A 26346-nucleotide genomic window follows, 5' to 3' on the forward strand; every position below is an offset into this window, starting at 1 on the left:
ATCAAATAAACGAACAACACACATCATCAAACAAACAAAAATCATGAAAAAAGCAACACTATTTATCGTCACGCTATTCTTAGCAACAACCGTTTCACATGCACAATGGTATGGAAGTGGAAAAAAAATTAAAGGTAACGGAAACGAAACTACCATTACACGTACAACTTCTGATTATGATGGCGTAAGCGTTGCAGGTTCTTTTGATGTAGAATTGGTATACGGAACTGAAGGAAAAATACAATTGACAGGAGAATCTAATTTATTAGAACATATTGAAACCGAAGTACATAGCAACACATTAAAAATTAAAGCTAAGAAAGGTTATAATTTAAAAGTAAGCAACGGTCATAAATTATTAATTACAGTTCCGTTTAAAAATATTAGTTCTGTTTCTTTATCAGGTTCAGGAGATGTGTATACGAAAAATGCAACTATAAAAGCAAGCAAGTTTAAAATGGCATTGTCAGGTTCAGGAGATGTAATTATTGACGTAGAGGCTGGCGATTTGAAAATGTCAGTTTCTGGTTCTGGAGATATGACTGCAAGCGGAACAGCAGATTCAGCAGAAGTAAGATTAGCTGGTTCTGGCGACATTCACGCATATAAATTAAAAACTAAAAATGCAAACGTAAGTTTGGCAGGTTCTGGAGACATCAGAGTATACGTAGAAAATAGTTTAAAAGCTCGTGTAGCAGGTTCGGGAGATATTACATACAAAGGAAGACCTTCAAAAGAAGATACGAAAGTAGCAGGTTCTGGAAGTATTTCTATGAACTAGAAGGTTCAAAAATAAGCATAAAAAAACCACTCGATTTGAGTGGTTTTTTTGTTGATTAGCTGTTTTCTGCTAACTGTATACTGAAAACTGATTATGATTACTGAACGTATTTTGTTTTTTTAATGAAGCTCATAATAATAAATGAGATTAAGAAGAAAATCGCCAAGAACAATACAGACCATTGCATAGAACCTGTAATTGCATTCAACGCTCCAAAAACAACCATTCCAAGAACAATGGCAACTTTTTCAGTCACATCGTAAAAGCTGAAATAGGTTGCGGTATCTTCTGTTTCTGGTAGTAATTTAGAATACGTTGATCTTGATAAGGATTGAATCGCGCCAAGCACTAAACCAATTAATCCGCCTAAACCATAAAAATAAAGTTCAATGTTTTCCTGAGTTTTATCTAATGAAAATGCTACAAAACAAACAATTCCCCAAATGATAATCGTGATTTTTAACGCTGTTAAATTTCCATATTTTTTAGAAATATTAGAGAAAATATACGCGCCAAAAATTGCAACAAATTGCACTAATAAAATAGCGCCAATTAAATTGGTTGTTGGCAATTCTAATTCTTCACTTCCAAAAATTCCTGCCATATAAATAATGGTTTGTACACCAACACTAAAAAAGAAGAAAGAGAATAAAAAAGTTCGTAATTCTTTATAGTTTTTTAATTCGTCCCACACTTTTCCTAATTCCTTAAAACCACTTGTTAAATAGCCTTTTTTCGGTGTTCGTATGTTTTCTTTTTTTGGCAACTTAGGATAGGTAACTTGTGCAAAACCTAACCACCAAAGTCCAACAATAATAAACGAAATTCGAGTTGCTTGTCCTTCACTTTCAAATCCAAATGTCTCATAACCCATAATCATTGCCAAACAAACAATTAGTAATAAGATAGATCCAATATAACCCATAATGAATCCTTTGGCACTTACGGCATCTTGCTGTTCCGGATGTGCTACTTCAGGTAAATATGCATTATAGAACACAATACTTCCCCAAAAACCAATTCCTGAAGTAATAGTCAATACCAATCCAATCCACAAAGTAGCTTCATCTTTAAAGAAAAATAAGCCGATAATTGATAGCGAACCAAGTAAACAAAAGAATTTTAAAAATTTCAATTTGTTTCCAGTATAATCAGCAATTCCTGAAAGTATGGGCGACATTATGGCTACAATTGCCATAAAAAAAGCAACGGTATAATTATATAAAGAAGTTGGATTGATCGTAGTTCCCAAGAATTCGATTGTTTTATCAACCTCAACATAACTCTCAAAACCTTTCGTTACGCCAGCATAATAAATAGGGAAAACCGCGGTACTAATTACCAATGAATATACGGAGTTTGCCCAATCGTAAAATGCCCAAGCGTTAATTAGTTTCTTGTCTCCTTTTTGCAATCCAGTTGTTTTTTCCATATGATTTTAAATAATAAAAGCTACTCGTTTTGAGCAGCTTCTAAAATACAGATTATTTTTGAATGTCTTTGATTTAAAATTTTCCTAATGGACGAAACGATGTTACGCCAAACTTTCTAGCTTCAGCTTTTGCGCTGGCAGCTTCTGCTTGCAAGTTTTTAACACGTGTTTCGCTTGATGGATGTGTACTTAAAAATTCTGGTGGAGCTTGTCCACTACTATTTGCGCCCATACGTTTCCATAATTCGGCAGCTTCATCAGGATTGTATCCTGCAATTGCCATTAAATACGCGCCTATTTTATCAGATTCATTTTCATGTTTTCTACTAAATGGTAAAATTCCTAATACGGTTGATCCAACTCCATAATATTGATTGAACGCTTGGCGTGTTTCATCATCTTTAATAGCAATATTTCCAGCCACAGCTCCAAGTTGTTGTACCATTCCTGCGCTCATACGTTGTTGTCCATGATTTGCTAATGCGTGTGCTACTTCATGTCCCATAATTGCTGCAACAGCCGTTTCATTTTGTGCTACATCTAGAATTCCTGTGTAAAACACAATTTTCCCACCTGGCATACACCAAGCATTTACAGTAGGATCATTTATTAAATTGTATTCCCACTTATAATCTTTTAAATATCCTTGTTGTCCATTAGCGTCTAACCAACGTTCCGCAGCTACGGCAATACGCTCTCCAACGCGCTGAATCATGTTTGCTCTTGTAGTTCCTGTTTCTACTTTATTTTCAGTCAAAAACTGGTCATACTGTGCAAAAGCTGTTGGAAATATTTGAGAATTTGGAACAAATGCCAATGTCTTTTTTCCTGTAAATGGGTTTGTTGCACATGATAACATGAACAAAAAACTAGCAAGAAGTATTATCTTTTTCATATACGTTATTTTAGGGTTTCCTTTTGTTTTGAATTATTGTTGTACAAATCTACGGAATAATCAAATAAGTCATTACAACAAAAAATCTATTCCTTAACTCAAAAAAAAGTAACAATTGTTAAATTATAAACATAAAACTATAAAATGTATTTCCGAAGCTCGAAAATTTATCTCAATTTTGAACGATCTTAGATATCTTACCAAAAAATGAGTCAAAATACACCAAATTCAACACCTGAACCTACTGTAAAAGTTCCGAAAGTAATTTTACAAACTGGTCGTTTTTTACAATCTATTTCTACGTCACTAGCTGCAACGTATGGGCAACGACTGTTTATTACGCCGTTGAAACATAAAATGCCAAAGCGTGAATTTCACATGGATGAACAAACAGAACAGACGCAATTATTTGTTCCTGCTTTTGTAAAATCGATTGTTGTATATCGGTACGGAAAAAGTGATAAAAAGATTTTATTAGCACATGGTTGGAGCGGACGCGGAACACAATTGGTGAAAATTGCCGATCATTTTTTAAAATTAGGCTATGAAATTATCAGTTTTGATGCACCTGCGCACGGAAAAGCTACTGGAAAAACGACTTCTATGCCAGAATTTATTGCTTCTATTCATGAAATAGAAAAACAATTTGGAACATTTGAGTTTGCTATTGGACATAGTTTGGGCGGAATGGCGTTGTTAAATGCGGTTCGTGAAGGATTTCAAACCAAAAAATTAGTTACTATCGGCGCAGCAGATGTTATTACCGATATTATTCTACATTTTACACGTACGCTTACGCTGAAAGATATTGTTGCTGAAAAAATGAAAGCGAAATTTGATCAAAAATTTGGACGCGATATTGATTACGCTTCCGCACACATAGCGGCAAAAGAAGTAAATATTCCAACATTAATTGTTCATGACGAACATGACGCTGATGTTCCCGTAAGTTGCGCTTATGCGATTCACAACGAACTTTCTAACGGAAGTATTCATATTACAAAACATTTGGGACACCGTAGAATTTTAGGAAAACAGGAAGTTATTGAGAAGATTGAAGGGTTTTTGATTGGATGATTGAAAGTTGTCGGTTGTCGGTTGTCGGTTGTCGGTTGTCGAAAATCATCATTCTGAATTTGGTATTTGGTATTCAAAATACGTCTTTGCGAGCGATAGCGAAGCAATCTGCTTATTTGATAAACAGATTGCCACAAGTTTTTCACTTCGACAAGCTCAGTGAACAACTTTCGCAATGACGCAAAAAAAGAGCCAAAACCATAACAGTCTTGACTCTATATTCTATGTTCTATGTTCTATGTTCTATGTTCTATGTTCTATGTTCTAATGTCTTAAGAAAAACTAGCCAATAATATGAATCTCAGAGAAATCTTTATCAACAATCATCAAACCATTTTCGTCAGTTACTAATTCAGATGTCGGAACAATTACATTATCTAACTGAACTACTTTTGCTTTAAACGGTAATCCGTGAATGTTTAATTTGAAGTTTTTATATGTTGTAATATACTTTCCTTCTTTATGTTGTTGAATAATTAATTCGTTTGACTTTCCTGTCAGCTTGAAGGTTCTTAGACTGTAACGACCTTTTGTATAATCATAACCGTCATGTGCGTCATCAAATAATTGCGAGCGTTCTTTTCCTTCTTTATAGTAAATATCTAGTGTAACCTCATCAATTTGTTTTTCATCCACATATTGTTGTACAGGAAATTTTGGAATAATTGCGCCTTCTAGTACGAAAAGCGGCATGCTATCAATTTCTGCATCAACCCATTTTTCTTTTCCACCTTCAACCAATTCATCTGTCCAGTAATTATACCATTGTCCACGCGGAATGTACATTCTACGTCCTTTGGCATTTGGTTCTTGAATTGGGCAAACCAATATTTTATCTCCAAAAATAAATTCATCCGTTCTATAATGCGTCTGATTATCTTCTTGATCGAACATTACTAACGATTTCAATAATGGCGTTCCATGTTCTACCAAATTCCAAAAAGCAGTATACAAATACGGTAATAATTGGTATCGTAATTCTACAAACTTACGCACAACATCGGTTACATCTTCATCAAAAGCCCACGGTTCTTGATCGCCATGATCTCCAGAAGAATGCACTCTACAAAACGGATGAAAGATTCCGAGTTGAATCCAACGTGTAAATAATTCGCCTTGTGGTTGTTCAGCAAATCCACCAATATCACTTCCTACAAACGAGAAACCTGACATTGCCATTCGTTGTGCTTGCACGTTTGCAATCCATAAATGTTCCCAAGTTGCGACATTATCGCCTGTCCACGTTGAGGTATAGCGTTGCGTTCCTGAATACGCTGAACGCGTAATAACAAACGGACGTTTTGGGTAGTTAAATTTCTTTAAACCTTGATACGTAGCGCGCGCCATTTGCATTCCGTATACATTGTGTGCTTTTCGGTGACTACACGGATTTCCGTCATAATCATGTCGTACATCATCTGGAAATGTTTTATTTGGCACTTCCATCACGGCAGGTTCGTTCATATCATTCCAAACACCTTGAATTCCGATGTCTTCAATCAATTCTTTGAATAATCCTGACCACCAATCTCTCACTTCTGGTTTGGTAAAATCGGGAAAGTAACATTCGCCTGGCCAAACTTTTCCTTTCATATACGGTCCATCGGCACGTTTACAGAAATAATCTTTATCTAACGCTTCTTTAAAAACGCTGTATTCTTTATCTATTTTGATTCCTGGATCAATAATCGCAACCGTTTTAAAACCATTGTCTGCGAGTTCTTTTACCATACGTTTTGGATCTGGAAAGTGCTCTTTATTCCATGTAAAACAACGGAAACCTTCCATATAATCAATATCTAAGTAAATAGCATCACACGGAATTCTTAAGTCTCTAAATTTCTGTGTAATCTCTTTTACATTGCTTTCTGGATAGTAACTCCATTTACATTGATGAAAACCTAACGCCCATAATGGCGGCAATTGATGTGGTTTCCCTGTTAAATCTGTATATTTTTCTACGACAGTTTGCATTTCTGGTCCGTAGATGAAATAGTAATTCATTTCGCCACCTTGCGCCCAAAAGCTGGTTACGTTTCTGCGTTCGAGTGCAAAATCAAAATAACTTCTGAATGTATTGTCAAAAAAGATTCCGTACGCTTTGTTGTGATGCAATCCTGTGTAAAATGGAATTGCTTTGTAAATTGGATCTGTCGATTTTCCATACGCGTATGAATCTGTAGCCCAATTCTGAAAACGCTTTCCTTTTAGGTTTAAATGATCTGGCTTATCGCCTAACCCAAAATAGCTTTCACGTTCGTTGACAGTTTTACTCATCTTTACAACGTTTCCACCAAACTCGTAACTTTCTTCCCAATGGAAACCAAGTTCATCTTCGTTAATCAACGTTTTATCAATTGCATCATATAATTGAACACGCATGTTTTCTTTCGAAATATGACAAATTAATTTTGACGTTGTGATGATGTATTTCTCTTTGTCTTCGTCTATTTCTAGATGATTGTAGCCTGTACTTGCATATTTGGTTATGGCATAAGAGAAATCATTTTCAAATGTTCCTGTGGTTGTGTAGCGAAAACGCATGACACTATCGCGTACAATTCGCAATTGCAATACAACATCATTTTCTGCGGTAAAGTAAAATGTATCTACATCTTTTCGAAAATGTAGTATTCTGGATGGAAATAAATTTCCCTTTTGTTCTAATTCCGTATTTACAATCATGTAGTACTGTTTCGTTTAATTGGTAAAAAAACGGAAAAGTTTAGAGATTTGAAAGCTTTATGTAGTTGATTTGTTAACGATAACGTTATAGTTGTGTATTATTATTGAATACTGATTTTTTTTGTTGATTTTTTATTGAATGTGTATTTGGGTTAGTCTGTTGGTTTATGAGTTTATAGGTTTAAAAGTTTGTAGATTGTGCTTTTTTGATACTTCGATATTCAGTATTCAAAATTCTGTATTCGATATTTAACAGAAAGTTGTCAGTTCGAGTGATTTTCGCAATGAAATGAAGAAAATTGTATCGAGAAATGCTTTTAAGCAATATTTTTATGGAAATTAATTCTCACTTTTACATGAAGCTGCATTTCGACTCTGCTCCGTATCCGAAATATAACGAATCGAAAAGTCTAAAAATCTATTTCTGCCCCGAATGTTTTTAGCATGTTCATCGGCACAAGTTGTGAAACTTGCGCTAGCGTCTACGATTATGTGAACCTGAATCAAGTTCAACTTGACGAATGCTAAATAATTCACATGCCAAAATACCAAAAGCGTTTACATTGAGCTTGTCTAAATGAAGCGATACTAAAGGCATAGCCGTTTCCAAAAGCGAAGCGAGTCTAATCATCTCAGCTTCTATTTTTAGCTTATTCATCGGCACAAGTTGTGAAACTTGCGCTAGCGTTGACATTTTCAGTTTATGAGTTTATAGGTTTAAAAGTTTAAATCTTATCAAATTTTAAAACTTCGATATTCAGTATTCAAAATTCTGTATTCAATATTCAAAAAGTCTTTGCTCTTGATTCTATTTTCTTTATTCTTCACGAAACATCTCAATACTAAAATCTAAAAACTCACTACTTATACTTCAATGCAACCATTCCCAATGGCGGAATCATAATTTCCGCAGAATGATTTCTAAATTGCCATTCTTTCTTTTCAGATTTAATTGCCTTGTTTTTAAAATCGTCCGTTCCGTTATATTTTTTGAGATCACTGTTGAAAACTTCTTTTAAATTTCCAGCTTTTGGCAAACCAATACGATAGCTTTCGCGTGGAATTGGTGTCATATTGCACGCAATAACCAAATCGTTTTCAGGTTTGTTTCCTTTTCGGATGTAGACTAACACGGAATTTTCAGCATCGTTATAATCAATCCATTCAAAACCATCGGCAGAGAATTGCTTTTCGTGTAATGCCGCTTCTTTTTTGTAGAGTTTGTTTAAATCTTTAATCAACGTTTGAATTCCTATGTGAACTTTATGTTCCAACAAATGCCAATCTAAACTTTGTTCAAAATTCCATTCTTCACTTTGTCCAAATTCACAACCTTGAAATAGTAATTTTGTTCCTGGATGCGTAAACATATAACTGTAAAGTAAGCGAAGATTTGCAAATTTTTGCCATTCGTCGCCAGGCATTCTTCCTAAGATGGAATGTTTTCCATACACAACCTCATCATGCGAAAACGGCAACATAAAGTTTTCCGTAAACGCGTAGGTCATACTGAATGTCAAATCGTTTTGATGATGTTTTCTGTAAATCGGTTCTTTCGCAAAATATTGCAATGTATCGTGCATCCAACCCATCATCCATTTCATTCCAAAACCGAGTCCGCCAATTGCTGTTGGACGCGATACCATTGGAAACGACGTTGATTCTTCTGCAATGGTTTGCACATCTGGAAAATTGCTATACACAGCTTCATTCATTTCTTGCATAAACGCGATTGCATCTAAGTTTTCGCGCCCGCCAAATTGGTTTGGTTCCCATTCGCCTTCATCACGAGAATAATCTAAAAATAACATAGAAGCAACAGCATCAACTCTTAAAGCATCTGCGTGATATTGGTCGAGCCAAAAAATAGCATTACTTATTAGGAACGATTTTACTTCGTTTCTTCCATAATTAAAGATCAAACTTTTCCAATCTGGATGATAGCCTTTTCGCTTGTCTGGATGTTCATATAAACATGTTCCGTCAAAGAAACCGAGTCCGTGTGCATCTTCTGGAAAGTGCGACGGAACCCAATCTAAGATGATTCCGATGTCGTTTTGATGTAATTTATCTACTAATAATTTGAATTCTTCTGGAACACCAAATCGGGAAGTTGGCGCAAAATATCCTGTGAGTTGATAACCCCAACTTGGATCGTACGGAAATTCCATGACTGGCATTAATTCCACATGCGTGAAATTCATTTCTTTTACATAACTTACTAATTCTTCTGCCAAATCAACATACGACAAGAATTTGTTGTCTTCTATTTTACGTTTCCACGAACCTAAATGCACTTCGTATACTGAATATGGCGCATCTAAGGCATTGTTCTTTTTACGCTTTTTCATCCACTTGGCATCTTTCCAATCGTAATCTGCTTCCCAAACTACTGAAGCCGTTTTTGGTGGATGTTCGCAACGACGCGCATACGGATCTGCTTTTTCCGTTTTAATATCGTTGTGACTGCTTTGTATTTTGTATTTGTACGTACTTCCTTTTTTTACATCTGGAATGAATCCTTCCCAAATTCCACTTTCGTCCCAACGCACATTCAGTTTGTGTTCGCCTTCTATCCAAAAATTAAAATCGCCAATGACAGAAACGGTTTTCGCACTTGGCGCCCAAACTGCAAAATAGGTTCCTTCAACGCCATTAAGCGTCATGAGGTGTGAACCAAATTTTTCGTAGAGTCTGTAATGTTTTCCGCCTTTGAATAGATTGACATCAAATTCTGAAAATAAACTGTGTGGAACTACTTCTGCCATCGTTTAATGATTGATTATGTTCGTGATTCCTTTGAGTGGAATAACTGCCCAAAGTGGTCGTGAGTTGAGTTCGTACCCAAGTTCGTAAACCGCTTTTTCAAGCAATGAATATTTTAGTAAAAAGATACGTTCTTGACTGTACCCAATGTTGAGATTTGCATTTTGAATTTTGGTAATGTACGTTTTTAAGAATACACCAATGAGGTATTTATATAATAATTCGCCCGCTTCAAATAATTCTTCTTGCGAATGTTTGTAATCGTCCGTATGATTGAAAATAGTTGCATAAATCGCATAGTGAAAACTTCTAAAAAGTCCTGCAACATCTTTTAATGGCGGCTGTTTTACTTTCCGATCGCGAATGGTACTTTCTGGTTCGCCTTCAAAATCGAGAATGTAAAAATCATCATCTTTCACCAAGATTTGACCTAAATGATAATCGCCATGCACTCGAATGCGTTCGCCTTTGAGTTTTGTCCAATCGAAATTAACAAAACGCTTCCGAATTGTATTTTTCTTGTCTAAAAATTCTTGTGCTAATGTTAATGCCAAACCATCCAATTTGTGCAAATTGTTTTCAACCGCGTTCAATCTGTTTTGAAATTGATAGAGTAATCTGTTTTTCAGCCAAACCGAATAATCGCCATTAAAATGTGTTGGCGTAAACGCTGTTTCTTCAAACTCACTTCCGAGTGCAATGTGCATTTCGGCAGTTCGTTCGGCTAGTTTTTGAATTTTTAAGAATAGATTCAATCCAACCCAATCAATGATTTGTGGCGGAACATCACGAATGTCTAAACGTAAAAAGAGTTCCGTTTCGGGTAATTTTTGAATGTCTATTTTTTTGTATTCAAGATTTGAGAATACTTTGTGTAATTCTTTCAACATATATTCCCACGCATCGCCTTCATTTGGCACCATTTCTTGCATAAGTGCAATCGTAATATTTTCCTTCTCGGAATCTACCAAATTGACACTTCCTAGATATGCTGGCGTATTTTTGAAGTTTTTCTTTTCAGACAAAAATCGACTCATCTCGTAGTCAGGATTTTTGTTTGCGTAGATTCTTCGGAAGAATTTCAATACAAAACTTTCATTGTATACGATTGAAGTATTGCTTTGCTCCAAGCCCATAAATCGAGAAGATTCATAGATTTTGTCCTGAAATTGCAAACTTTTATGATATTGTACTTTCGTTTGATCGTTTGGAATTGCCGTGTGAATTCGCTCAAAAACCAGTTTTCGAAATGCTTCTAGATTGATCGCGTCAATGATAAAACCTGATTGATCTTTGATGCTGATTGGCAAAATTCGATCTTCTTGTGCAAAACTTTCATCCGACACAAATGCAATCGGTAAGAAGTAATGTTGATAGAATGCTTCTACAAAATTTACTTCCAAGATTAAGCCAAAATAGACTTCGCCATGTTGCTGAATGCGGAAATATTCCGAGAGTTCAATGTATTTTAGTTTGCTTGATTTTCCACCGTACCAACGTTGTTTTAGGATATAATCTTCCAAAACATCTGACAAAAATGCTTTTACAAAGGCTTTATTTTCTAATAATTCTTCCCAAGAATCATTGAAATTGTATGCAGCTTGTAAATTGGTTTCGGTGGTTTTTTTAGTCATAACAAACAGTTTTACTGAATCTACTTATTGATTTTAAAAATGTGAAACGGCAACGCAGGATGCAATTCTACAAAATTCCATTCGCTGTACCAATTGTAACTATTTCCTGTAATTAAATCGTTTACGGTTACTTTTTGACCTTGCTGAATTCCTAAATCGTGTAACGGCAATTGTAAGTTTCCTTGTTGCGCGTAATATTGATCTAAACTGATAATGATTAGAACTTCGCTTGTGCGATCTTGATTCCACTTATAGAAACCTAGTAAATTATCATTTTCAATGTCACAAAATTTGATATTATTCGTTTGTTGCAATGCTTCATGTTCGTGACGAATTGCGTTGATACGACCAATTAAGGTTGTGAGTTTGTTTTGTTTATTCCAATCATAATGACACAATTGAAACTTCTCAGACATGTAATATTCTTCTTTTCCAGGAATCGCATCGTCAATCATTTGCTCAAAAACAGGTCCGTAAATTCCAATGTTAGAACTCAACGTTGCCGCCAACGCATACCGTTGAATGTATTTTGCTTCATTGGCGCCTTGCAAGTGAAACGGATTTATATCTGGCGTATTTGGCCAAAAATTTGGTCGCATGTATTCTTTTTGTTCTGTTTGCGTGAGTTCGTTCATGTATTCAATGAGCTCTTTTTTGTTATCACGCCAAGTGAAATACGTGTACGATTGCGAATATCCTTGTTTTGCCAATTGTTGCATTACTTTTGGTCTGGTGAACGCTTCCGCGAGAAAGATCACGTTTGGATGTTTCTTTTTGACTTCGGAAATTGCCCAATTCCAGAAATAATATGGTTTTGTATGCGGATTGTCTACTCGGAAAACTTCCACTCCGCACTCAATCCAATGAAATAATGTACTTAAACATTCGTTCCATAAGTTTTTATAGTCTTCACTTTCCCAATAAATTGGAAGAATGTCTTGGTATTTTTTTGGTGGATTTTCCGCATATTGAACCGTTCCGTCTGGTCGCCATTTGAACCAATTTGGATGTTCTTTTACCCAAGGATGATCGGGTGCGGCTTGCAATGCGTAATCCATTGCGATTTCTATATTGTATTCTTTCGCTTTCGCGATTAAGCTTTTGAAGTCTTCAATACTTCCCAATTGCGGATGCGTATCTTTGTGTCCGCCATATTGTGAGCCAATTCCCCAAGCCGAACCAACATCGCCTTCTTTCGCTTCCGTAGTATTGTTTTTCCCTTTCCGATTGACTTCTCCAATTGGATGAATTGGCGGAAAGTACAACGTATCAAATCCCATGTCGGAAACTTTTGGTAGCAAACGCTCGCAATCTTTGAACGTTCCGTGTTGTCCTTCCGTTTCCGAAGCCGAACGTGGAAAGAATTCGTACCACGTACTGAATTGTGCTTTTTTACGATCGACATATACTTGCAATTCGTGCGATGAATTTGCTAGTATTTTTTCAGGATATTTTACAAATATATTGTGTAATTCTTCACTTCTCGCCGCTTCAATCGCTTCCTTATATTTGGAAGCATCTTGAAAGTTTGCAATACAGTTTTGAAGATATTCTTTTTCCGTTTTCGTTGCTTTTTTAAGGAATGCTTTTAAGTAATCAACACCTTCTAAGAGTTCCGAAACGATGTGTTGATTATCGGCAATTTTCCGTTCTGCTCCGTGTTGCCAATTTAGTGCATAATCAACCCAACCTTCTACTTTGTACGTATAGAAACCTTGTTTTTCTACTATAAAAGAAGCTTGCCATTCGTCGTTTCCTGTTTCGTGCATGCGTGCTTCTTTCCAAGTACGTTCTTTTTCGTGTTTGTATAACACAGAAGCCGCAATGACATCATGTCCGTCCACTAAGACATGTGCGTTTATTGTTACGATTTCGTTTACAATTCGTTTGATAAAAAATTCACCATTGTTGAGTTGCGGTGAGATTTGATCGATAACGACACGTTTTTGATTTTGCATGTTTGGAATTGTTTGCGTTTTGAATCCCGAAATTAATAAATTTAGCGGCAATTTTCATACTACTTGCATCATTATCTGACTTATAAATATACTACAACGATTTCGAAGTGGTTTTGGGTTGGTCGCTTTGCTCCTGTTATGGGTTCTCAGTTATGGGTTGTCTGTTTTGGGTTGGTCGCTTTGCTCCTGTTATGGGTTCTCAGTTATGGGTTGTCTGTTTTGGGTTGGTCGCTTTGCTCCTGTTATGGGTTCTCAGTTATGGGTTGTCTGTTTGGTGTTTACACTGAGCTTGTCGAAGTGTCGAAGTGTTGATTTGTTTATTTGTTTATTTGTTTTTTCTCACTCATAACTTCTCACTCTGAACTTCCCGAAAGCTTCCTGCACGTCAACGAGAACATTCCGTCCGTTGACGGAAGCTTGTTGCACGGCTGCGCACTTAGACTCCGCTCAGTGTGCACTTATTTTTTTCAATATGGACGTTTCGGGACTTCCCGAAAGCTTCCTACACGTCTGCGAGAACGTTTCGGGACTTCCCGAAAGCTTCCTACACATCAGCGAGATCGTTTCGGGACTTCCCGAAAGCTTCCTACACATCAGCGAGAACGTTTCGGGACTTCCCGAAAGCCTGTCGCATTGATGCGAGAATGTTTCGGGAGCATTTTTATTGAGAATTATTTAATAAAATGATTAAAAATGATGACTTTATTGCGAATTTCGTAAAATGAGTGTTTTCACTTCTTTGCAAAAATCTGTTGTATGCATTTTGGGACTATTATACTATACAATACCTAATAAACTTTAAAGTAATAGTTTAAAGACAATTTGGTATAACTTTCATTGTATTAAATAATTTTTATATCTTTCTCTTTTGCTAATTAAATGAAAAAGCTTTCTACTGTATATTTATCTAATCGAGTTCATCGAAAATCGGATCAAATTTTCATCCGTTTTTCTTATAATGAAAAGCTTATCGAGCTTGTGAAATCAACACTTGGAACTACATGGAGTAGTTCACAAAAGAGTTGGTATATTGAAAATAATAGTGAAAACTTAGCTGCTATTTCTAGCGTTTTAAAACCTCATTGTATCATTGATACTAAAGATTTAGATAAAAATCATGGCTCAAAAAAGAAAGTTCGGGTCTTATCTGATGAACAAAAAACGATTCTTAATAATTTTTTTAAGTTTTTAAAAGGAAAACGCTACAGTAAAAGCACAGTCCAAGTTTACACGTATTTAGTTGCAGATTTTGTTGCGTATCATAAAAGTAAGAGTACAGATGAACTAACCAATAGAGATGTTGAATTGTTTATTGAGGATATTTATGTAAAAAGAAATTACGCAATTAGTACACAACGACAATTTATAAGTGCTTTAAAGTTGTTTGTGGTATTTCAGAAAAATAGTAGCATCAATAATTTGGAACTGTCAAGACCCAAGAAAACTAAGAAATTACCGAATATATTATCTCAAGAAGAAGTTTTAGATTTAATACGATGTACTAAAAATTTAAAGCATAGAACAATTATTACATTACTATATTCTTGCGGGTTAAGAGTAAGTGAAATCATTAATTTGAAACTTTCGGAAATAGATATAGATAGAAAACAGTTAGTTGTTAGAAACGCGAAAGGCGCAAAAGATAGGTTTGTTAGTTTGGCTGAGAGTTTTTTACCGTTGTTATCAAATTACTATTACTCCTATAGCCCAAAAATATATTTCATTGAAGGGAAAAGCAATAGGAAATATAGTGCAGAAAGCATTCGAAAATTTATAAAGAGTAATTGTAAAGTTGCAAAGATTACCAAAAATGTGACGCCACATACATTGCGGCATAGTTATGCGACACATTTATTAGAAAATGGTGTTGACATACGATATATTCAAACACTGTTAGGTCATTCACGACCTGAGACGACTATGATTTATACACATGTACAGCGAAAGGATTTAATGGCTATTTCGAACCCTTTGGATGTTGCTTTGCAAAAAATAAAAGAATCGGGAAATAGTAACTCAAAAGTTCTGTTATCCCGTAATAGTAACTGAAAAACAAGTATATTTGTTTTGATATAACTAGTTGTAGCACATTAAAAAATACTCGTAACAAATCAAAATTATTGGAATTACCAGCTAAATATTTAGAATTAAAAAAGGAAGTGGAAACTTATTATGAAGAATTCCAATCTGACGAAAAATTAAAATCAAAAACCGACAAATATTATAAAGGAATACAGATTTTATTCTCACCATTAATTATTCGTCCGAAAATAATGTTTATCGGAATAAATCCTGGTGCCGGATTTTTTAACACTAATAATAGATACCTTAAACGATTTAGTCCATTAGAAAATTCGGAATATTTAAAGGGAGAATATAGATTAGCTCAACAGACTAGAAAATTATTTGAAATGGCGGAATTGACAAGCGATGATTTAAAAAAATCAGTAAAATCAAATTGTTTCTTTTTTGCAACGACAAACGAAAAAGAACTTCACCAGTTTTTAAGTCATTTAAAACCATCTAAAGTTTATACTAAATCGGAAAAATGGATTGATAAATTAGTAAAATTAATTAAGCCGAAAATCATAATTTGCGAAGGAAAAAGTGCATTTAATCAATTTGTGAAAAATAAAGATTGCGAAATAAAAGACAAAGACAATGTGCTTTTTACAGAATGGAATAGTTTAAAAATCATAGGCTATAAAAGAAATTTTAGCAATATACTTGGTATAAAAAATGTGGCGAATAAATTGAAATATTACGCAGAATAACGTGCTACAACACCGTATATAATTTATTGCTAGTTCTAGCCTACTTACGAAAATCCTCGCGGATTTTCTATTCGGTTTTTATTTGCTAACTTTAGTGCTTAAACCACGCAACAAACCATATACAAACACGTTGTGCATAATTATGAAAACAGTCCTAAAATTAATCTTTCTGCTCATTATTAGCTACTCGTGTTTTAGCCAGAACAGTAGAAAAGATAATCCGAATTTAGTTTTTTATGATGACTGTTCTAACCAGATAATTGAACCTGAATTTGAGGTTTTATATATACCACACTCGATTTATGACCTCATAACAGTTTTTAAGGAAATTGATGATTGGGTACTTCAATATTCGACATCTTTTAAGACCAAAAATGACACTATAAGAATACCAAAAATTCTTTTTGCAGGTGGAAGTGAATTACATTCAAAACGCTGGACTTATCTAAATTGCGAAAAAGTATGTGACGGAATTGAAACGGATTTTTATGAAAATGGAAATAAGCGGACTGAAGGAACATACGAAAATGGAAAACCCATTGAAATCAAAGAATATCGAAAAAACGGAATACTACGCGCTCAATACTTTTATGAAAATCTAACTCTCAATTACACACGGATTGACTATTACGATGAAAATGGAGATTTGGAAGAATATCAGACTTATAAGAATAAGAAAAGAAAAACAATAATTAAGATGTTTGACAAAAACGGAGAAATGACTAATAGAGAAACCGAAAAAACATATATTGAAAGGAATAATTAACTATGCACAACACCGGTAACCGTTGCACAAGCCTATAAAAACAACAAAATTAATATAAAAAAAGCCCTTTTAAGGGCTTTTTTAGGTTTTTAGTAAGTATACATTTGAATAATTTACATGGCTTAAAATAGTTGCTATGAAGTTTTGAGTTGCTTTTAGTTCTGAAAAAATAGCATTGCCTATTTTGGCTGCACTTTTTGCCATTTTTGTAACGAACTTTAGGTATTTCTTCAGATTATAAGCAATCGCTGACATATGCATCACTTTATTTGCTTGCTTTATTCCTAAAGTATTGATCTTTCTGAGTCCCATATATTCCTTTAGTGTACCAAATACTGGTTCTACTGTGCTTTGACGTTTTCTCTTCATATAACGTCCTTGATTGCTGTTCACTCTTTCTATATTTCGTTCATATTCGTCTCTGTAATACGTAACCGAAAATTTCTTTTCTTTAGCTGTTTTACCTAAACATTGCGAAGCTATTGGACAACCTTTACATATTTTGGAGGAACCACGATATTCTTTTTTTTTGGTCTTTGTTCGATAATCTAAAAATACCTTTTTAAAAGGAATAATCTTTCCTTGTGGACACACATAGTGATCCGATTCTTTGTCATATATAAAATCATCTGGACCACCTTTGTAAGTACCATGCGGTGGAATGTAACTTTTTAAACCTTGAGATTCTAAAAAGGCATAGTTCTCGCCACTACTATACCCAGTATCTGCCACTAGGTTTTCCCATAATAACCCTGTTTTTCGCAAACGTCTTTGAGTTCTAATAGTTATATCTTGTAAATACTGATTGTCTCTCTTATCAGCATGATATGCCTTAATATCGCTAATCACATGATGTGCGGTGTCTACACTGAGTTGACTCATATAATTGAGTTTTCTTGCTTTGCCAGGTTTTACACTAATGCGAGCATCAGGATCTGTGGGACTGTAATGCGTTTTGTTACTGGTATACCGACTTCCTTTATTGCCAGCACCTGGTCGCCTATCTTGATCCTTTGCCCATTTCTTGTTCCTTGATGTGATAGCTTTAAGTTCCTGATCATTTGCAGTAATAACCTGTTGTTCTTTACTTGCCTTGTTTTGAACTTGACGATCTCGGTAACTCTGAACCCGAACTTTGGATAAATGTGAGTCCAATTCTTCTTCAGGAACTTTTAACTCCAAGCTATCCATCGAAGCATTCGCTTTTATTGGTGCAGAATCGATTGCCTGTGTGTGACCGCTTACCATTCCTTTGTCTACACAAAGCATGAAAACTCGTGTAAAAACTTCTTCAAATATTGATTCAGGGAATAACTGTCGGGTTCTACTTATCGTACTATGCCATGGAAGTTCTTCATCAATATCATACCCCAGAAAATACAAAATATCCAAGCGTAGACTACAATGCTGAATCAACTTACGATCACTAATAATATTTTCTAAATAACCAACCAAACATAGTTTGAAGAACACAACAGGATCAATGCTTTTTTGTCCGCTACTTCCGTAATAGACTTTGGTAAGTTCATACAAATAATCTAAATCTAACTCAGAAGATAAACGACGATAAAAATTTTCTTTTGGAATCCGATCACTTAGTTGAAAATTGTTGAATAGTTTTTCTTGATAGATTTTTTTGCCTTGCATATATCAAGATACGAAATTTATCAATACCTTAGGCTTGTGCAACAGGCACACCGTGTATAATTTATTGCTTGGTCACTGCCGACTTACGAACATTCCTGCGGAATATTCTATCTGTGATTTATTTGCTAAATTAGTTGCTTAACCACGCAACTAACCATACACAACAACGTTGGCAAACATTTAAGGAATGACAGAAAGGAACAATAATACTGATGGAATAGTAGTCGATGAAATTTCTAAAGTCACGAATAGTAACTCAAGAATTAACCGAGTTTTGAGTATGTTATTAGACCATTTCATTATGACTTTTGTAATTGTTCCACCAATGATTTTTCTAATGATTTTAAAAACAAATGGAATATTGGAAATTGGAGACGGAACTTTCTCTGTGATTTTCTTTTTTATGATGTTTATTTATCTCAATAAAGATTTTTTTAATGCAAAAAGTCCTGCAAAACGGATTTTGGGATTCCAAGTTATTAATAGAAAAACTGAAAAGCCAGCATCTGAATTACAATGTTTTGTGCGGAATTTGACAATTGCTGTTGCTTGGCCTTTAGAAGTTATTGTCGGATTAATAAATCCTAAAAGGAGAATTGGCGATTTATTAGCAAATACAAAAGTTGTTGTTTCTGAAAAAGAAAAAGTAAAATCGATTTGGACTGACCTTAAAAGAAAAACTCTGAAATTAAATCTCATTGGAATTTTAATTATTGGAGTAATTTACTTTTATGGATTGAGTCTATTAATGCCGAATATGAATTAAAAAAACGATTTGCCAACAACGTGTATAACCAATTGCTCGGTTCTAGCCTACTTGGAAATTCCTACGGAATTTCCTCTGGTTCGTTTTCTTTTGTTAACTTAGTTCTCGCCAACGCAACAAGCCATACACGAACACGTTGGCAAACATTTATGAGCGACAAACTAAAAAGCATAAAAAGTTGGATTAACAAAAATGGATATCCTTTAGAAATGAAAGTTGCAAAGACTCTCAAAGAACACGGATTTGACATAGCACAATCTATACTTTATAAAGATTCCGAAACAGGGAAATATCGTGAAACTGATATAATAGCTCACGTTACTAAAGGAATTAATAATGTTTGGTTCAATTTGACTTTCATTTTCGAATGTAAAAAGACAATTGGAAAACCTTGGGTAGTTTTCACCAATCATTCGGACAACAAATCGCAAAACATACAGCCACCATTATTTGCAAGTAAGAATGCCCAAATACTTGTTCAAACCATATTAAAAAATAATGATTATCGCTCACCAATTCTTTTCCCTGATTTAAAAAAGTATGGTTATAATATAGTTACTTCTCATAGTGAGAATAAAAATTTAGCATATTCAGCAACACAAAGTGTAACTAAAGCAACTGAATATTTAGTTAAAAAGTCTAATGAATCAAATAAGAAATTTTGTAATATATATGTTCCTATCGTTGTGATTGAAGGAGATTTGATTGAGGCGTCTTTGAATTACGACAACGATATTGAACTTCTAGAAGTTGACTATTCAACTGTGGTTTCCACCAAGTCTTTTGAAGAACAAAACTCTAGTTTACTGACAGTAGTAACTTCCGATTATTTTGGAAAATTCGCTATGGAATTAATGGGAGATTGTGAACAGTTTTTTAAAAATTATTCAAAAGAGATAGAACTTATTTCTAAAAACCATCCAACGAATATTCCAACAAATATTTATGACAATGATTTTTAAAAACGCATCCAAAAATGAAAATTGAACGAAGATTAGCAGAAGGTATTGGTGGTTGGTTGATTTTTGAACAGCATTGTAATAAAGCTGGTCTTTTTAGCGAAAGGTATTTATCATTTCCAATTGGTCAAATTTTAAGTTCAATTTATGGTTCAAATGTTCACTCTGAATTTATACATCCAATAATAAGTAAATATTCTACTGGACGTGGAGCAAAACCCAAAGTAGATTTTGCAGTTTTAAATGACGATAGAGAACCTATTTTAGCTATTGAGACTAAATGGATAGGACAATCAGTTCCTTCTGTACAAAGTATCCTATGGGATTTAGTAAGATTAGAATCTTTGGCAAGCGAATATGGAACCTCTTGCATTTTTCTAATTGGAGGTAAAAAGAAAAAACTTCAATCACTATTCAATAGTCCTGAATTTAAAATGAAAAAATCTGCTCGTCCAAATCCCATTCTTTCGACGAAATCTTTAGGTTTAAAAAGTTTAAGTATTGTATCTAATGACCCAGGTCATTTATCCACTTGGAAACCTCTTACAAAAAAATGGCAGAATATGCCATTTCCTAGTAAAATAGGAACTCAATTATTTAAACCTTTTCCAAACGATTGCACATTAGAACAATATCAAGTTTATGGTTGGAGAATATATAAAGCTGATAACAAATCTACTTTCGTACCGAAAAACACTAAAATATATAGAGGATAAAAAACGATTTGCCAACACCGTGTATAATTCATTGCTAGTTATAGCCTACTTACGAAAGTCCTCGCGGACTTTCTATCTATGATTTATTTGCTAAATTTAGTGCTTAAACACGCAACGAAATCATACACAAACACGTTGGCAAACATTTGACAGAACTTTATGGAAGAAAATTATCAAAAAAACTATGACATAATTATTTCTGAACTTGAAAAAGATTTTAACGATGAAATTGAATTGATTGACGAACTATATCTTAAACATAAAGACAACTTCAAAGGTGGATATGTTACTCAAGCAATCAAAGACGAATTAAACTACGAAAGGGAAGATTTTTTAGCCAAATGGAATTGGACAGTTCCATTAGCAATTTTCAATAGTATTCAACATAGAAGGCAGTATTTAAAAAAGTGTGCTGAATATTGTAACAAAATTTATAATTATCCTTTTGAAGTTATTGACTTGTAATGGCAAGATATTCTAAAGGGACAGGTTGCGCATCATATATTGGGATTACAAGTATTGTGATTGCGGCAATCTATCTATTATTTACAAATCCAAATGCTTTATTTGAAGGTACTATAAATATATTAACAGCATTATTATTTTTCTTCATAATGATAGGTTTAGCTGTCATTCTTCCTGGAATTTCGTTCAAAAGCGATAAAAATTCAAAGAATAACATTAAAAATTATGAAAAATCTCGAACAACAGTTTCAGAAAAAATAAAGCCAAATGCAAAAGAAAAAAAAGAAACTAAAGCTGTCTTAGACATTATAGAAACAAGCACATCTGAAATTGAATGGTGGAATGAACTAGATAAAATTTGGAAATCGATATTTATAGAATGTTTTTCATTTGAAGATGACAATAAACCTACAATAAATGAATTGTTGAAAATTAAAAACATTACAACCATTAAAATTTGTAATCATCTTATTTCAAGATTAGGAGATGAAAAAGGGTTACAACTACCACAACTGTATATTAAAGATTACTCACCAATTAGAGAATTTAAAGAACTGGAAAAATTGGAAATTATTGAATCAAATATTTCTGAGATTGAGTTTTTAACTGATTTACCAAACTTGAAATATCTTAATCTAAGTAATAACCTAATAACATCAAGAAATTTTGGTCCAATCCAGACACTAAAACAACTGAATTATTTAAATTTAACTCACAATAAAATTCACGCATTTGGAGGATATTACTCAAACATTCCATTCAGTAAACTTGAACATATTAATTTGTCAAATAACAAGGTTCAATCGTTAGGTAATCTAGAAATGCTTGGACAGTTAAGGATTTTAATTTTAAAAGATAATTACATTGACAAGATAGAGAATTTATACAAAAGCAAAAATTTAGTATTAATTAATTTGGAGGATAACATACTAAAAGACGAACAGATTTCTAACTTGAAAGAATATCTTCCGAATTGCGAAATAAAACCATAGTTAGGAAGAAAAACGATTTGCCAACACCGTATATAATTTATTGCTAGTTCTTGCCTACTTACGAAAGTCCTCGCGGATTTTCTATTCGGTTTTTATTTGCTAAATTTAGTGCTTCAACACGCAACAAACCATATACAAACACGTTGCCCACAATTAAACAAAAACCCTATGAAATTCAAAGAAGCAAAGGAACTTTATTATAAACTTGAACCTCTAGAAAATAAATGCAAAATGAAGGAAGGGTTCATAATAAATAGATTTTATATTTTACCAACTCGTGAATATTTGAAATAAAATAAAATAAAAGTTGATATGTATGACATTTTTGAAAGTGAGGTGTTTTTTGCACCAATGTTAACAGATAATCAAGAAGTTGAAATTGTAGGAATTCATCAAGCTAGTGCTTTTACATTCTTACCTTCATACGATATTAACGACTTTAAAAGTTTAATAAAGAAGTAGAGAAATGAAAAATATAATTACTTTAATAACTGCATTTATCTTTTTTTATGCAAATTCTCAAACAACACAACAAATTGCTTTAAATATTGATTTTAATCAAAATATTGAAAATTACAATTACTCTCTTTCTGACCTTCAAAAAATTGATGAAGATTATGGAATTGATTTGAATAAATTAACATCGGAAAAAATTCATTTTTTAACAAAATTCGCATTTAAAGGAGAAAGAGTTTTTTTCGATAAAGAAGGTGTATTTTCATTTATTTTAATCCAAAAAAGTTATTCATCAAAAACAGATTTAGAAAAAGAATTAATTGAAATTGATTATGCCATAAATCAAAAATATGGTATATCATTAAAAAAAGACGAGGACGTTATCATTTGGAATACAGAGTTTCTTGACATCACTCTATTTATTGTTAAACACGAAATTTACATTCAGTTTAAAGAATTTAAGAAAAAGAACGAAGAAATAAAACCAAAATCTGAAACCAAAAAGACAGATTTAGAAGTATTTACGGAATTAGCTGAAAATGGAAATGCAGAAGGTCAATATTACCTTTCTCAATTATATAGTTTCGGAGAAGGAACCTCTGTTGATAAAGAAAAAGCATTTTATTGGTGTAAAAAAAGTGCAGAACAGGGATTTACAAAAGCATTTCTAAATTTAGCAGGAATGTATAGTTATGGAGATGGAACTTCAGTGAATAAAGGAAAAGCATTTAACTGGTTCAAAAAAAGTGCAGAACAAGGAGACGCTACAGCACAAATTATGTTAGCGGAAATGTATTGGAAAGGAGAAGGAACATTAAAAGACAAATCCAAAACATTTTATTGGTATAAAATGGGAGCAGAACAAAATAATCCAAATGCTCAATTTTATTTAGGGAAGCTTTACTATTTTGGAGAAGGAACTCTTACAAGTAAAAACAAATCTGCTTATTGGATAAAGAAAGCATACGAAAACGAAAATAAAGGATATAAAAGTCCACAAAATCAAGCTAAAGAATTTTGGACTAAATATGAACTTTGGAAATATGAATAATAACTGTGGGCAACACCGGTAACCGTTGCACAAGCCTATAAAAACAACAAAATTAATATAAAAAAAGCCCTTTTAAGGGCTTTTTTAGGTTTTTAGTAAGTGTACATTTGAATAATTTACATGGCTTAAAATAGTTGCTATGAAGTTTTGAGTTGCTTTTAGTTCTGAAAAAATAGCATTGCCTATTTTGGCTGCACTTTTTGCCATTTTTGTAACGAACTTTAGGTATTTCTTCAGATTATAAGCAATAGCAGCCATATGCATTACTTTATTTGCTTGCTTTATTCCTAAAGTATTGATCTTTCTGAGTCCCATATATTCCTTTAGTGTACCAAATACTGGTTCTACTGTGCTTTGACGTTTCCTCTTCATATAACGTCCTTGATTGCTATGGACTCTAGCAATGTTTCGTTCATATTCTTCCACATAATAGGTTATCGTAATACGCTTTTCTTGACTCTTCTTTAAACAAGTGCTTCTTAGTGGACAACCGATGCATACTTTTTTTGAGGCACGATATTCTTTCTTTTTATTGTTATTTACTCCTTCATAAAATACCTTTTTAAAAGGAATAATCTTTCCTTGTGGACACACATAATGATCCGATTCTTTGTCATATATAAAATCATCTGGACCACCTTTGTAAGTACCATGCGGTGGAATGTAACTTTTTAAACCTTGAGATTCTAAAAAGGCATAGTTCTCGCCGCTACTATACCCAGTATCTGCCACTAGATTTTCCCATAATAATCCTCCTTTTCGCAAACGTCTTTGAGTTCTAATAGTTATATCTTGCAAATACTGATTGTCTCTCTTATCAGCATGATATGCCTTAATATCGCTAATCACATGATGTGCGGTGTCTACACTGAGTTGACTCATGTAATTGAGCTTTCTTGCTTTGCCAGGTTTTACACTAATGCGAGCATCAGGATCTGTGGGACTGTAATGCGTTTTGTTACTGGTATACCGACTTCCTTTATTGCCTGCGCCTGGTCGCCTATCTTGATCCTTTGCCCATTTCTTGTTCCTTGATGTGATAGCTTTGAGTTCCTGATCGTTAGCAGTAATAACCTGTTGTTCTTTACTTGCCTTGTTTTGAACTTGACGATCTCGGTAACTCTGAACCCGAACTTTGGATAAATGTGCGTCCAATTCTTCTTCAGGAACTTTTAACTCCAAGCTATCCATCGAAGCATTCGCTTTTATTGGTGCAGAATCGATTGCTTGTGTGTGACCGCTTACCATTCCTTTGTCTACACAAAGCATGAAAACTCGTGTAAAAACTTCTTCAAATATTGATTCAGGGAATAATTGTCGCGTTCTACTTATCGTACTATGCCATGGAAGTTCTTCATCAATATCATACCCCAGAAAATACAAAATATCCAAGCGTAGACTACAATGCTGAATCAACTTACGATCACTAATAATATTTTCTAAATAACCAACCAAACATAGTTTGAAGAACACAACAGGATCAATGCTTTTTTGTCCGCTACTTCCGTAATAGACTTTGGTAAGTTCATATAAATACGTTAAATCTAACTCAGAAGATAAACGACGATAAAAATTTTCTTTTGGAATCCGATCGCTTAGTTGAAAATTGTTGAATAGTTTTTCTTGGTAGATTTTTTTGCCTTGCATATATCAAGATACGAAATTTATCAATACCTTAGGCTTGTGCAACAGGTACAATGTATATAAAAAATTGCTACATTAGTCTTTAAATAATGGTCGTTGCACTTTTGTTACGTCTGATTTTCCTTTGGAAAATCCTCGCTCACAAAAACGCAACTTTCCATACACAAACACGTTGGCAAACATTACTCACTCAAAACCTAAAAAATGAATATTACCATTCAAAATAAACATCAAAAAGGAACTGAATTTATTGATTTAACAGATATTGAGAAAGATTTATTAAAATTTGTTGAAACAAAAATCAGAAAACATATAAAAGGAATAAATTGCTTTACTCATTCAAAATCAATTTTTGATATTATGATTCAGTTAATTGATGGAATTCCTGATATACACGTTTTTGTTTGTTGCCCAAATTTTGGAATAATATTAGATTCTGAGTTGAAAAAGGAAAAAATTCACATTAACTGTTCTTACATAAAGCCAGTTGGACTTTCCAGCCAAAACTAACGGAAATAATAGGAATTAATGTTTCTTGCTTTCCTTGTAATAAGTTTTCTCTTTCTAATTCGGAATCCATTTCAAATTTTTCATAAACTTTTATGATTTTCTCTTTATCGGTTTCACTTAAACAACTTCTTATTATTTGGGCTATTTTGAATTCCTTTTCTTCTTTAGTCATAAATGTTTGAATTATAATTTATATAAACAAAAAAATGAAAATTAGGAGAAATAAAATAGGACATAAAAAACGATTTGCCAACACCGTATAAACTTTATTGCTAGTAATCGCTCACTTGGGAAATTCCTGCGGAATTTCGCCGTTCGTGTTTTATTTAGTAAATTCACTGCTGAAACAACGCAACGAAACCATACACGAAC

Annotated in this window: 22 protein-coding genes; 12 read left to right on the top strand and 10 right to left on the bottom strand. The window is 33.6% G+C overall.

Annotated features, from left to right (window positions below; genetic code table 11):
* The first annotated feature begins 43 nt into the window (after positions 1–43).
* Positions 44–781, top strand: a complete 738-nt coding sequence (locus IMCC3317_RS06705; RefSeq protein WP_160128762.1) for a head GIN domain-containing protein — start codon at positions 44–46, stop codon at positions 779–781.
* Positions 782–878: 97 nt separating this feature from the next.
* On the opposite strand, the gene IMCC3317_RS06710 is transcribed toward IMCC3317_RS06705, so the two are convergent.
* Together IMCC3317_RS06710 and IMCC3317_RS06715 are read right to left on the bottom strand one after the other, a co-directional pair.
* Positions 879–2213 (bottom strand): MFS transporter, encoded by a 1335-nt coding sequence (locus IMCC3317_RS06710; RefSeq protein WP_160128763.1) that lies wholly within the window; start codon positions 2211–2213, stop codon positions 879–881.
* A gap of 73 nt (positions 2214–2286) precedes the next feature.
* A complete protein-coding gene (locus tag IMCC3317_RS06715; protein WP_160128764.1) occupies positions 2287–3108 on the bottom strand; it encodes a M48 family metallopeptidase in 822 nt (273 codons plus the stop codon).
* Between the two features lie 207 nt (positions 3109–3315).
* Between IMCC3317_RS06715 and IMCC3317_RS06720 the strand changes: the two genes are divergently transcribed.
* Positions 3316–4185, top strand: coding sequence for an alpha/beta hydrolase (locus tag IMCC3317_RS06720; RefSeq protein ID WP_160128765.1), 870 nt, complete (start codon positions 3316–3318; stop codon positions 4183–4185).
* 282 nt (positions 4186–4467) lie between these two features.
* Here the strand turns inward: IMCC3317_RS06720 and IMCC3317_RS06725 are convergent, their stop codons facing one another.
* From IMCC3317_RS06725 to IMCC3317_RS06745, 5 genes are all read right to left on the bottom strand, one after another.
* Entirely contained in the window at positions 4468–6870 is a 2403-nt protein-coding gene (locus IMCC3317_RS06725) for a glycoside hydrolase family 31 protein (protein ID WP_160128766.1), read from the bottom strand.
* 475 nt (positions 6871–7345) lie between these two features.
* Positions 7346–7564, bottom strand: coding sequence for a hypothetical protein (locus tag IMCC3317_RS06730; RefSeq protein WP_160128767.1), 219 nt, complete (start codon positions 7562–7564; stop codon positions 7346–7348).
* A 166-nt stretch (positions 7565–7730) separates the two neighbouring features.
* Positions 7731–9638: a 1,4-alpha-glucan branching protein GlgB gene (gene glgB / locus IMCC3317_RS06735; protein WP_160128768.1), complete on the bottom strand. Its 1908-nt coding sequence runs from the start codon at positions 9636–9638 to the stop codon at positions 7731–7733.
* A 3-nt stretch (positions 9639–9641) separates the two neighbouring features.
* On the bottom strand, positions 9642–11270 hold the full coding sequence (locus tag IMCC3317_RS06740; RefSeq protein ID WP_160128769.1) for a trehalose synthase: 1629 nt from the start codon (positions 11268–11270) through the stop codon (positions 9642–9644).
* A gap of 20 nt (positions 11271–11290) precedes the next feature.
* Positions 11291–13228 (bottom strand): alpha-1,4-glucan--maltose-1-phosphate maltosyltransferase, encoded by a 1938-nt coding sequence (locus IMCC3317_RS06745; RefSeq protein ID WP_160128770.1) that lies wholly within the window; start codon positions 13226–13228, stop codon positions 11291–11293.
* A gap of 978 nt (positions 13229–14206) precedes the next feature.
* Between IMCC3317_RS06745 and xerA the strand changes: the two genes are divergently transcribed.
* From xerA to IMCC3317_RS06760, 3 genes are all read left to right on the top strand, one after another.
* Positions 14207–15277: a site-specific tyrosine recombinase/integron integrase gene (gene xerA / locus IMCC3317_RS06750; protein WP_228054973.1), complete on the top strand. Its 1071-nt coding sequence runs from the start codon at positions 14207–14209 to the stop codon at positions 15275–15277.
* Positions 15278–15348: 71 nt separating this feature from the next.
* Positions 15349–16002, top strand: a complete 654-nt coding sequence (locus IMCC3317_RS06755; protein WP_160128772.1) for a hypothetical protein — start codon at positions 15349–15351, stop codon at positions 16000–16002.
* A gap of 142 nt (positions 16003–16144) precedes the next feature.
* Entirely contained in the window at positions 16145–16768 is a 624-nt protein-coding gene (locus IMCC3317_RS06760; protein ID WP_160128773.1) for a toxin-antitoxin system YwqK family antitoxin, read from the top strand.
* Between the two features lie 81 nt (positions 16769–16849).
* Here the strand turns inward: IMCC3317_RS06760 and IMCC3317_RS06765 are convergent, their stop codons facing one another.
* Positions 16850–18415, bottom strand: a complete 1566-nt coding sequence (locus IMCC3317_RS06765) for an IS1182 family transposase (RefSeq protein WP_160128255.1) — start codon at positions 18413–18415, stop codon at positions 16850–16852.
* 187 nt (positions 18416–18602) lie between these two features.
* On the opposite strand from IMCC3317_RS06765, the gene IMCC3317_RS06770 reads away from it, so the two are divergent.
* The 6 genes from IMCC3317_RS06770 (at position 18603) to IMCC3317_RS06795 (ending at position 23820) form a co-directional block, all read left to right on the top strand.
* Positions 18603–19181 (top strand): RDD family protein, encoded by a 579-nt coding sequence (locus IMCC3317_RS06770; protein WP_160128774.1) that lies wholly within the window; start codon positions 18603–18605, stop codon positions 19179–19181.
* 20 nt (positions 19182–19201) lie between these two features.
* The gene (locus tag IMCC3317_RS06775) at positions 19202–20143 is read left to right on the top strand and encodes a hypothetical protein (protein WP_160128775.1); all 942 of its coding nucleotides are present in this window, start codon (positions 19202–19204) and stop codon (positions 20141–20143) included.
* A gap of 14 nt (positions 20144–20157) precedes the next feature.
* Positions 20158–20856 carry a hypothetical protein gene (locus tag IMCC3317_RS06780; protein WP_160128776.1) on the top strand — a complete coding sequence of 233 codons (699 nt, stop codon included), beginning with the start codon at positions 20158–20160 and terminating at the stop codon, positions 20854–20856.
* 159 nt (positions 20857–21015) lie between these two features.
* Positions 21016–21321, top strand: a complete 306-nt coding sequence (locus IMCC3317_RS06785; RefSeq protein ID WP_160128777.1) for a hypothetical protein — start codon at positions 21016–21018, stop codon at positions 21319–21321.
* Positions 21321–22313, top strand: a complete 993-nt coding sequence (locus IMCC3317_RS06790) for a leucine-rich repeat domain-containing protein (RefSeq protein ID WP_160128778.1) — start codon at positions 21321–21323, stop codon at positions 22311–22313. The genes IMCC3317_RS06785 and IMCC3317_RS06790 overlap by 1 nt, the downstream gene beginning before the upstream one ends.
* A gap of 466 nt (positions 22314–22779) precedes the next feature.
* Positions 22780–23820 carry a tetratricopeptide repeat protein gene (locus tag IMCC3317_RS06795; RefSeq protein ID WP_160128779.1) on the top strand — a complete coding sequence of 347 codons (1041 nt, stop codon included), beginning with the start codon at positions 22780–22782 and terminating at the stop codon, positions 23818–23820.
* An 84-nt stretch (positions 23821–23904) separates the two neighbouring features.
* On the opposite strand, the gene IMCC3317_RS06800 is transcribed toward IMCC3317_RS06795, so the two are convergent.
* Positions 23905–25467, bottom strand: coding sequence for an IS1182 family transposase (locus IMCC3317_RS06800; RefSeq protein WP_160128780.1), 1563 nt, complete (start codon positions 25465–25467; stop codon positions 23905–23907).
* 201 nt (positions 25468–25668) lie between these two features.
* Between IMCC3317_RS06800 and IMCC3317_RS06805 the strand changes: the two genes are divergently transcribed.
* Positions 25669–25974 (top strand): hypothetical protein, encoded by a 306-nt coding sequence (locus tag IMCC3317_RS06805; protein WP_160128781.1) that lies wholly within the window; start codon positions 25669–25671, stop codon positions 25972–25974.
* On the opposite strand, the gene IMCC3317_RS06810 is transcribed toward IMCC3317_RS06805, so the two are convergent.
* A complete protein-coding gene (locus tag IMCC3317_RS06810; RefSeq protein WP_160128782.1) occupies positions 25928–26146 on the bottom strand; it encodes a hypothetical protein in 219 nt (72 codons plus the stop codon). The genes IMCC3317_RS06805 and IMCC3317_RS06810 overlap by 47 nt on opposite strands.
* Positions 26147–26346 lie beyond the last annotated feature (200 nt).

Origin of the sequence: Kordia antarctica, assembly GCF_009901525.1 — a bacterium.
Lineage (GTDB): Bacteria > Bacteroidota > Bacteroidia > Flavobacteriales > Flavobacteriaceae > Kordia > Kordia antarctica.

Coding starts and splice junctions, on each gene's coding strand:
- IMCC3317_RS06710 (WP_160128763.1), bottom strand. CDS start 2,213: ATGGAAAAAACAACTGGATTGCAAAAAGGAGACAAGAAACTAATTAAC.
- IMCC3317_RS06730 (WP_160128767.1), bottom strand. CDS start 7,564: ATGTCAACGCTAGCGCAAGTTTCACAACTTGTGCCGATGAATAAGCTA.
- IMCC3317_RS06740 (WP_160128769.1), bottom strand. CDS start 11,270: ATGACTAAAAAAACCACCGAAACCAATTTACAAGCTGCATACAATTTC.
- IMCC3317_RS06800 (WP_160128780.1), bottom strand. CDS start 25,467: ATGCAAGGCAAAAAAATCTACCAAGAAAAACTATTCAACAATTTTCAA.
- IMCC3317_RS06805 (WP_160128781.1), top strand. CDS start 25,669: ATGAATATTACCATTCAAAATAAACATCAAAAAGGAACTGAATTTATT.
- IMCC3317_RS06760 (WP_160128773.1), top strand. CDS start 16,145: ATGAAAACAGTCCTAAAATTAATCTTTCTGCTCATTATTAGCTACTCG.
- IMCC3317_RS06780 (WP_160128776.1), top strand. CDS start 20,158: ATGAAAATTGAACGAAGATTAGCAGAAGGTATTGGTGGTTGGTTGATT.
- IMCC3317_RS06725 (WP_160128766.1), bottom strand. CDS start 6,870: ATGATTGTAAATACGGAATTAGAACAAAAGGGAAATTTATTTCCATCC.
- IMCC3317_RS06785 (WP_160128777.1), top strand. CDS start 21,016: ATGGAAGAAAATTATCAAAAAAACTATGACATAATTATTTCTGAACTT.
- IMCC3317_RS06720 (WP_160128765.1), top strand. CDS start 3,316: ATGAGTCAAAATACACCAAATTCAACACCTGAACCTACTGTAAAAGTT.
- IMCC3317_RS06705 (WP_160128762.1), top strand. CDS start 44: ATGAAAAAAGCAACACTATTTATCGTCACGCTATTCTTAGCAACAACC.
- glgB (WP_160128768.1), bottom strand. CDS start 9,638: ATGGCAGAAGTAGTTCCACACAGTTTATTTTCAGAATTTGATGTCAAT.
- IMCC3317_RS06765 (WP_160128255.1), bottom strand. CDS start 18,415: ATGCAAGGCAAAAAAATCTATCAAGAAAAACTATTCAACAATTTTCAA.
- IMCC3317_RS06790 (WP_160128778.1), top strand. CDS start 21,321: ATGGCAAGATATTCTAAAGGGACAGGTTGCGCATCATATATTGGGATT.
- IMCC3317_RS06795 (WP_160128779.1), top strand. CDS start 22,780: ATGAAAAATATAATTACTTTAATAACTGCATTTATCTTTTTTTATGCA.
- IMCC3317_RS06810 (WP_160128782.1), bottom strand. CDS start 26,146: ATGACTAAAGAAGAAAAGGAATTCAAAATAGCCCAAATAATAAGAAGT.
- IMCC3317_RS06745 (WP_160128770.1), bottom strand. CDS start 13,228: ATGCAAAATCAAAAACGTGTCGTTATCGATCAAATCTCACCGCAACTC.
- IMCC3317_RS06770 (WP_160128774.1), top strand. CDS start 18,603: ATGACAGAAAGGAACAATAATACTGATGGAATAGTAGTCGATGAAATT.
- IMCC3317_RS06715 (WP_160128764.1), bottom strand. CDS start 3,108: ATGAAAAAGATAATACTTCTTGCTAGTTTTTTGTTCATGTTATCATGT.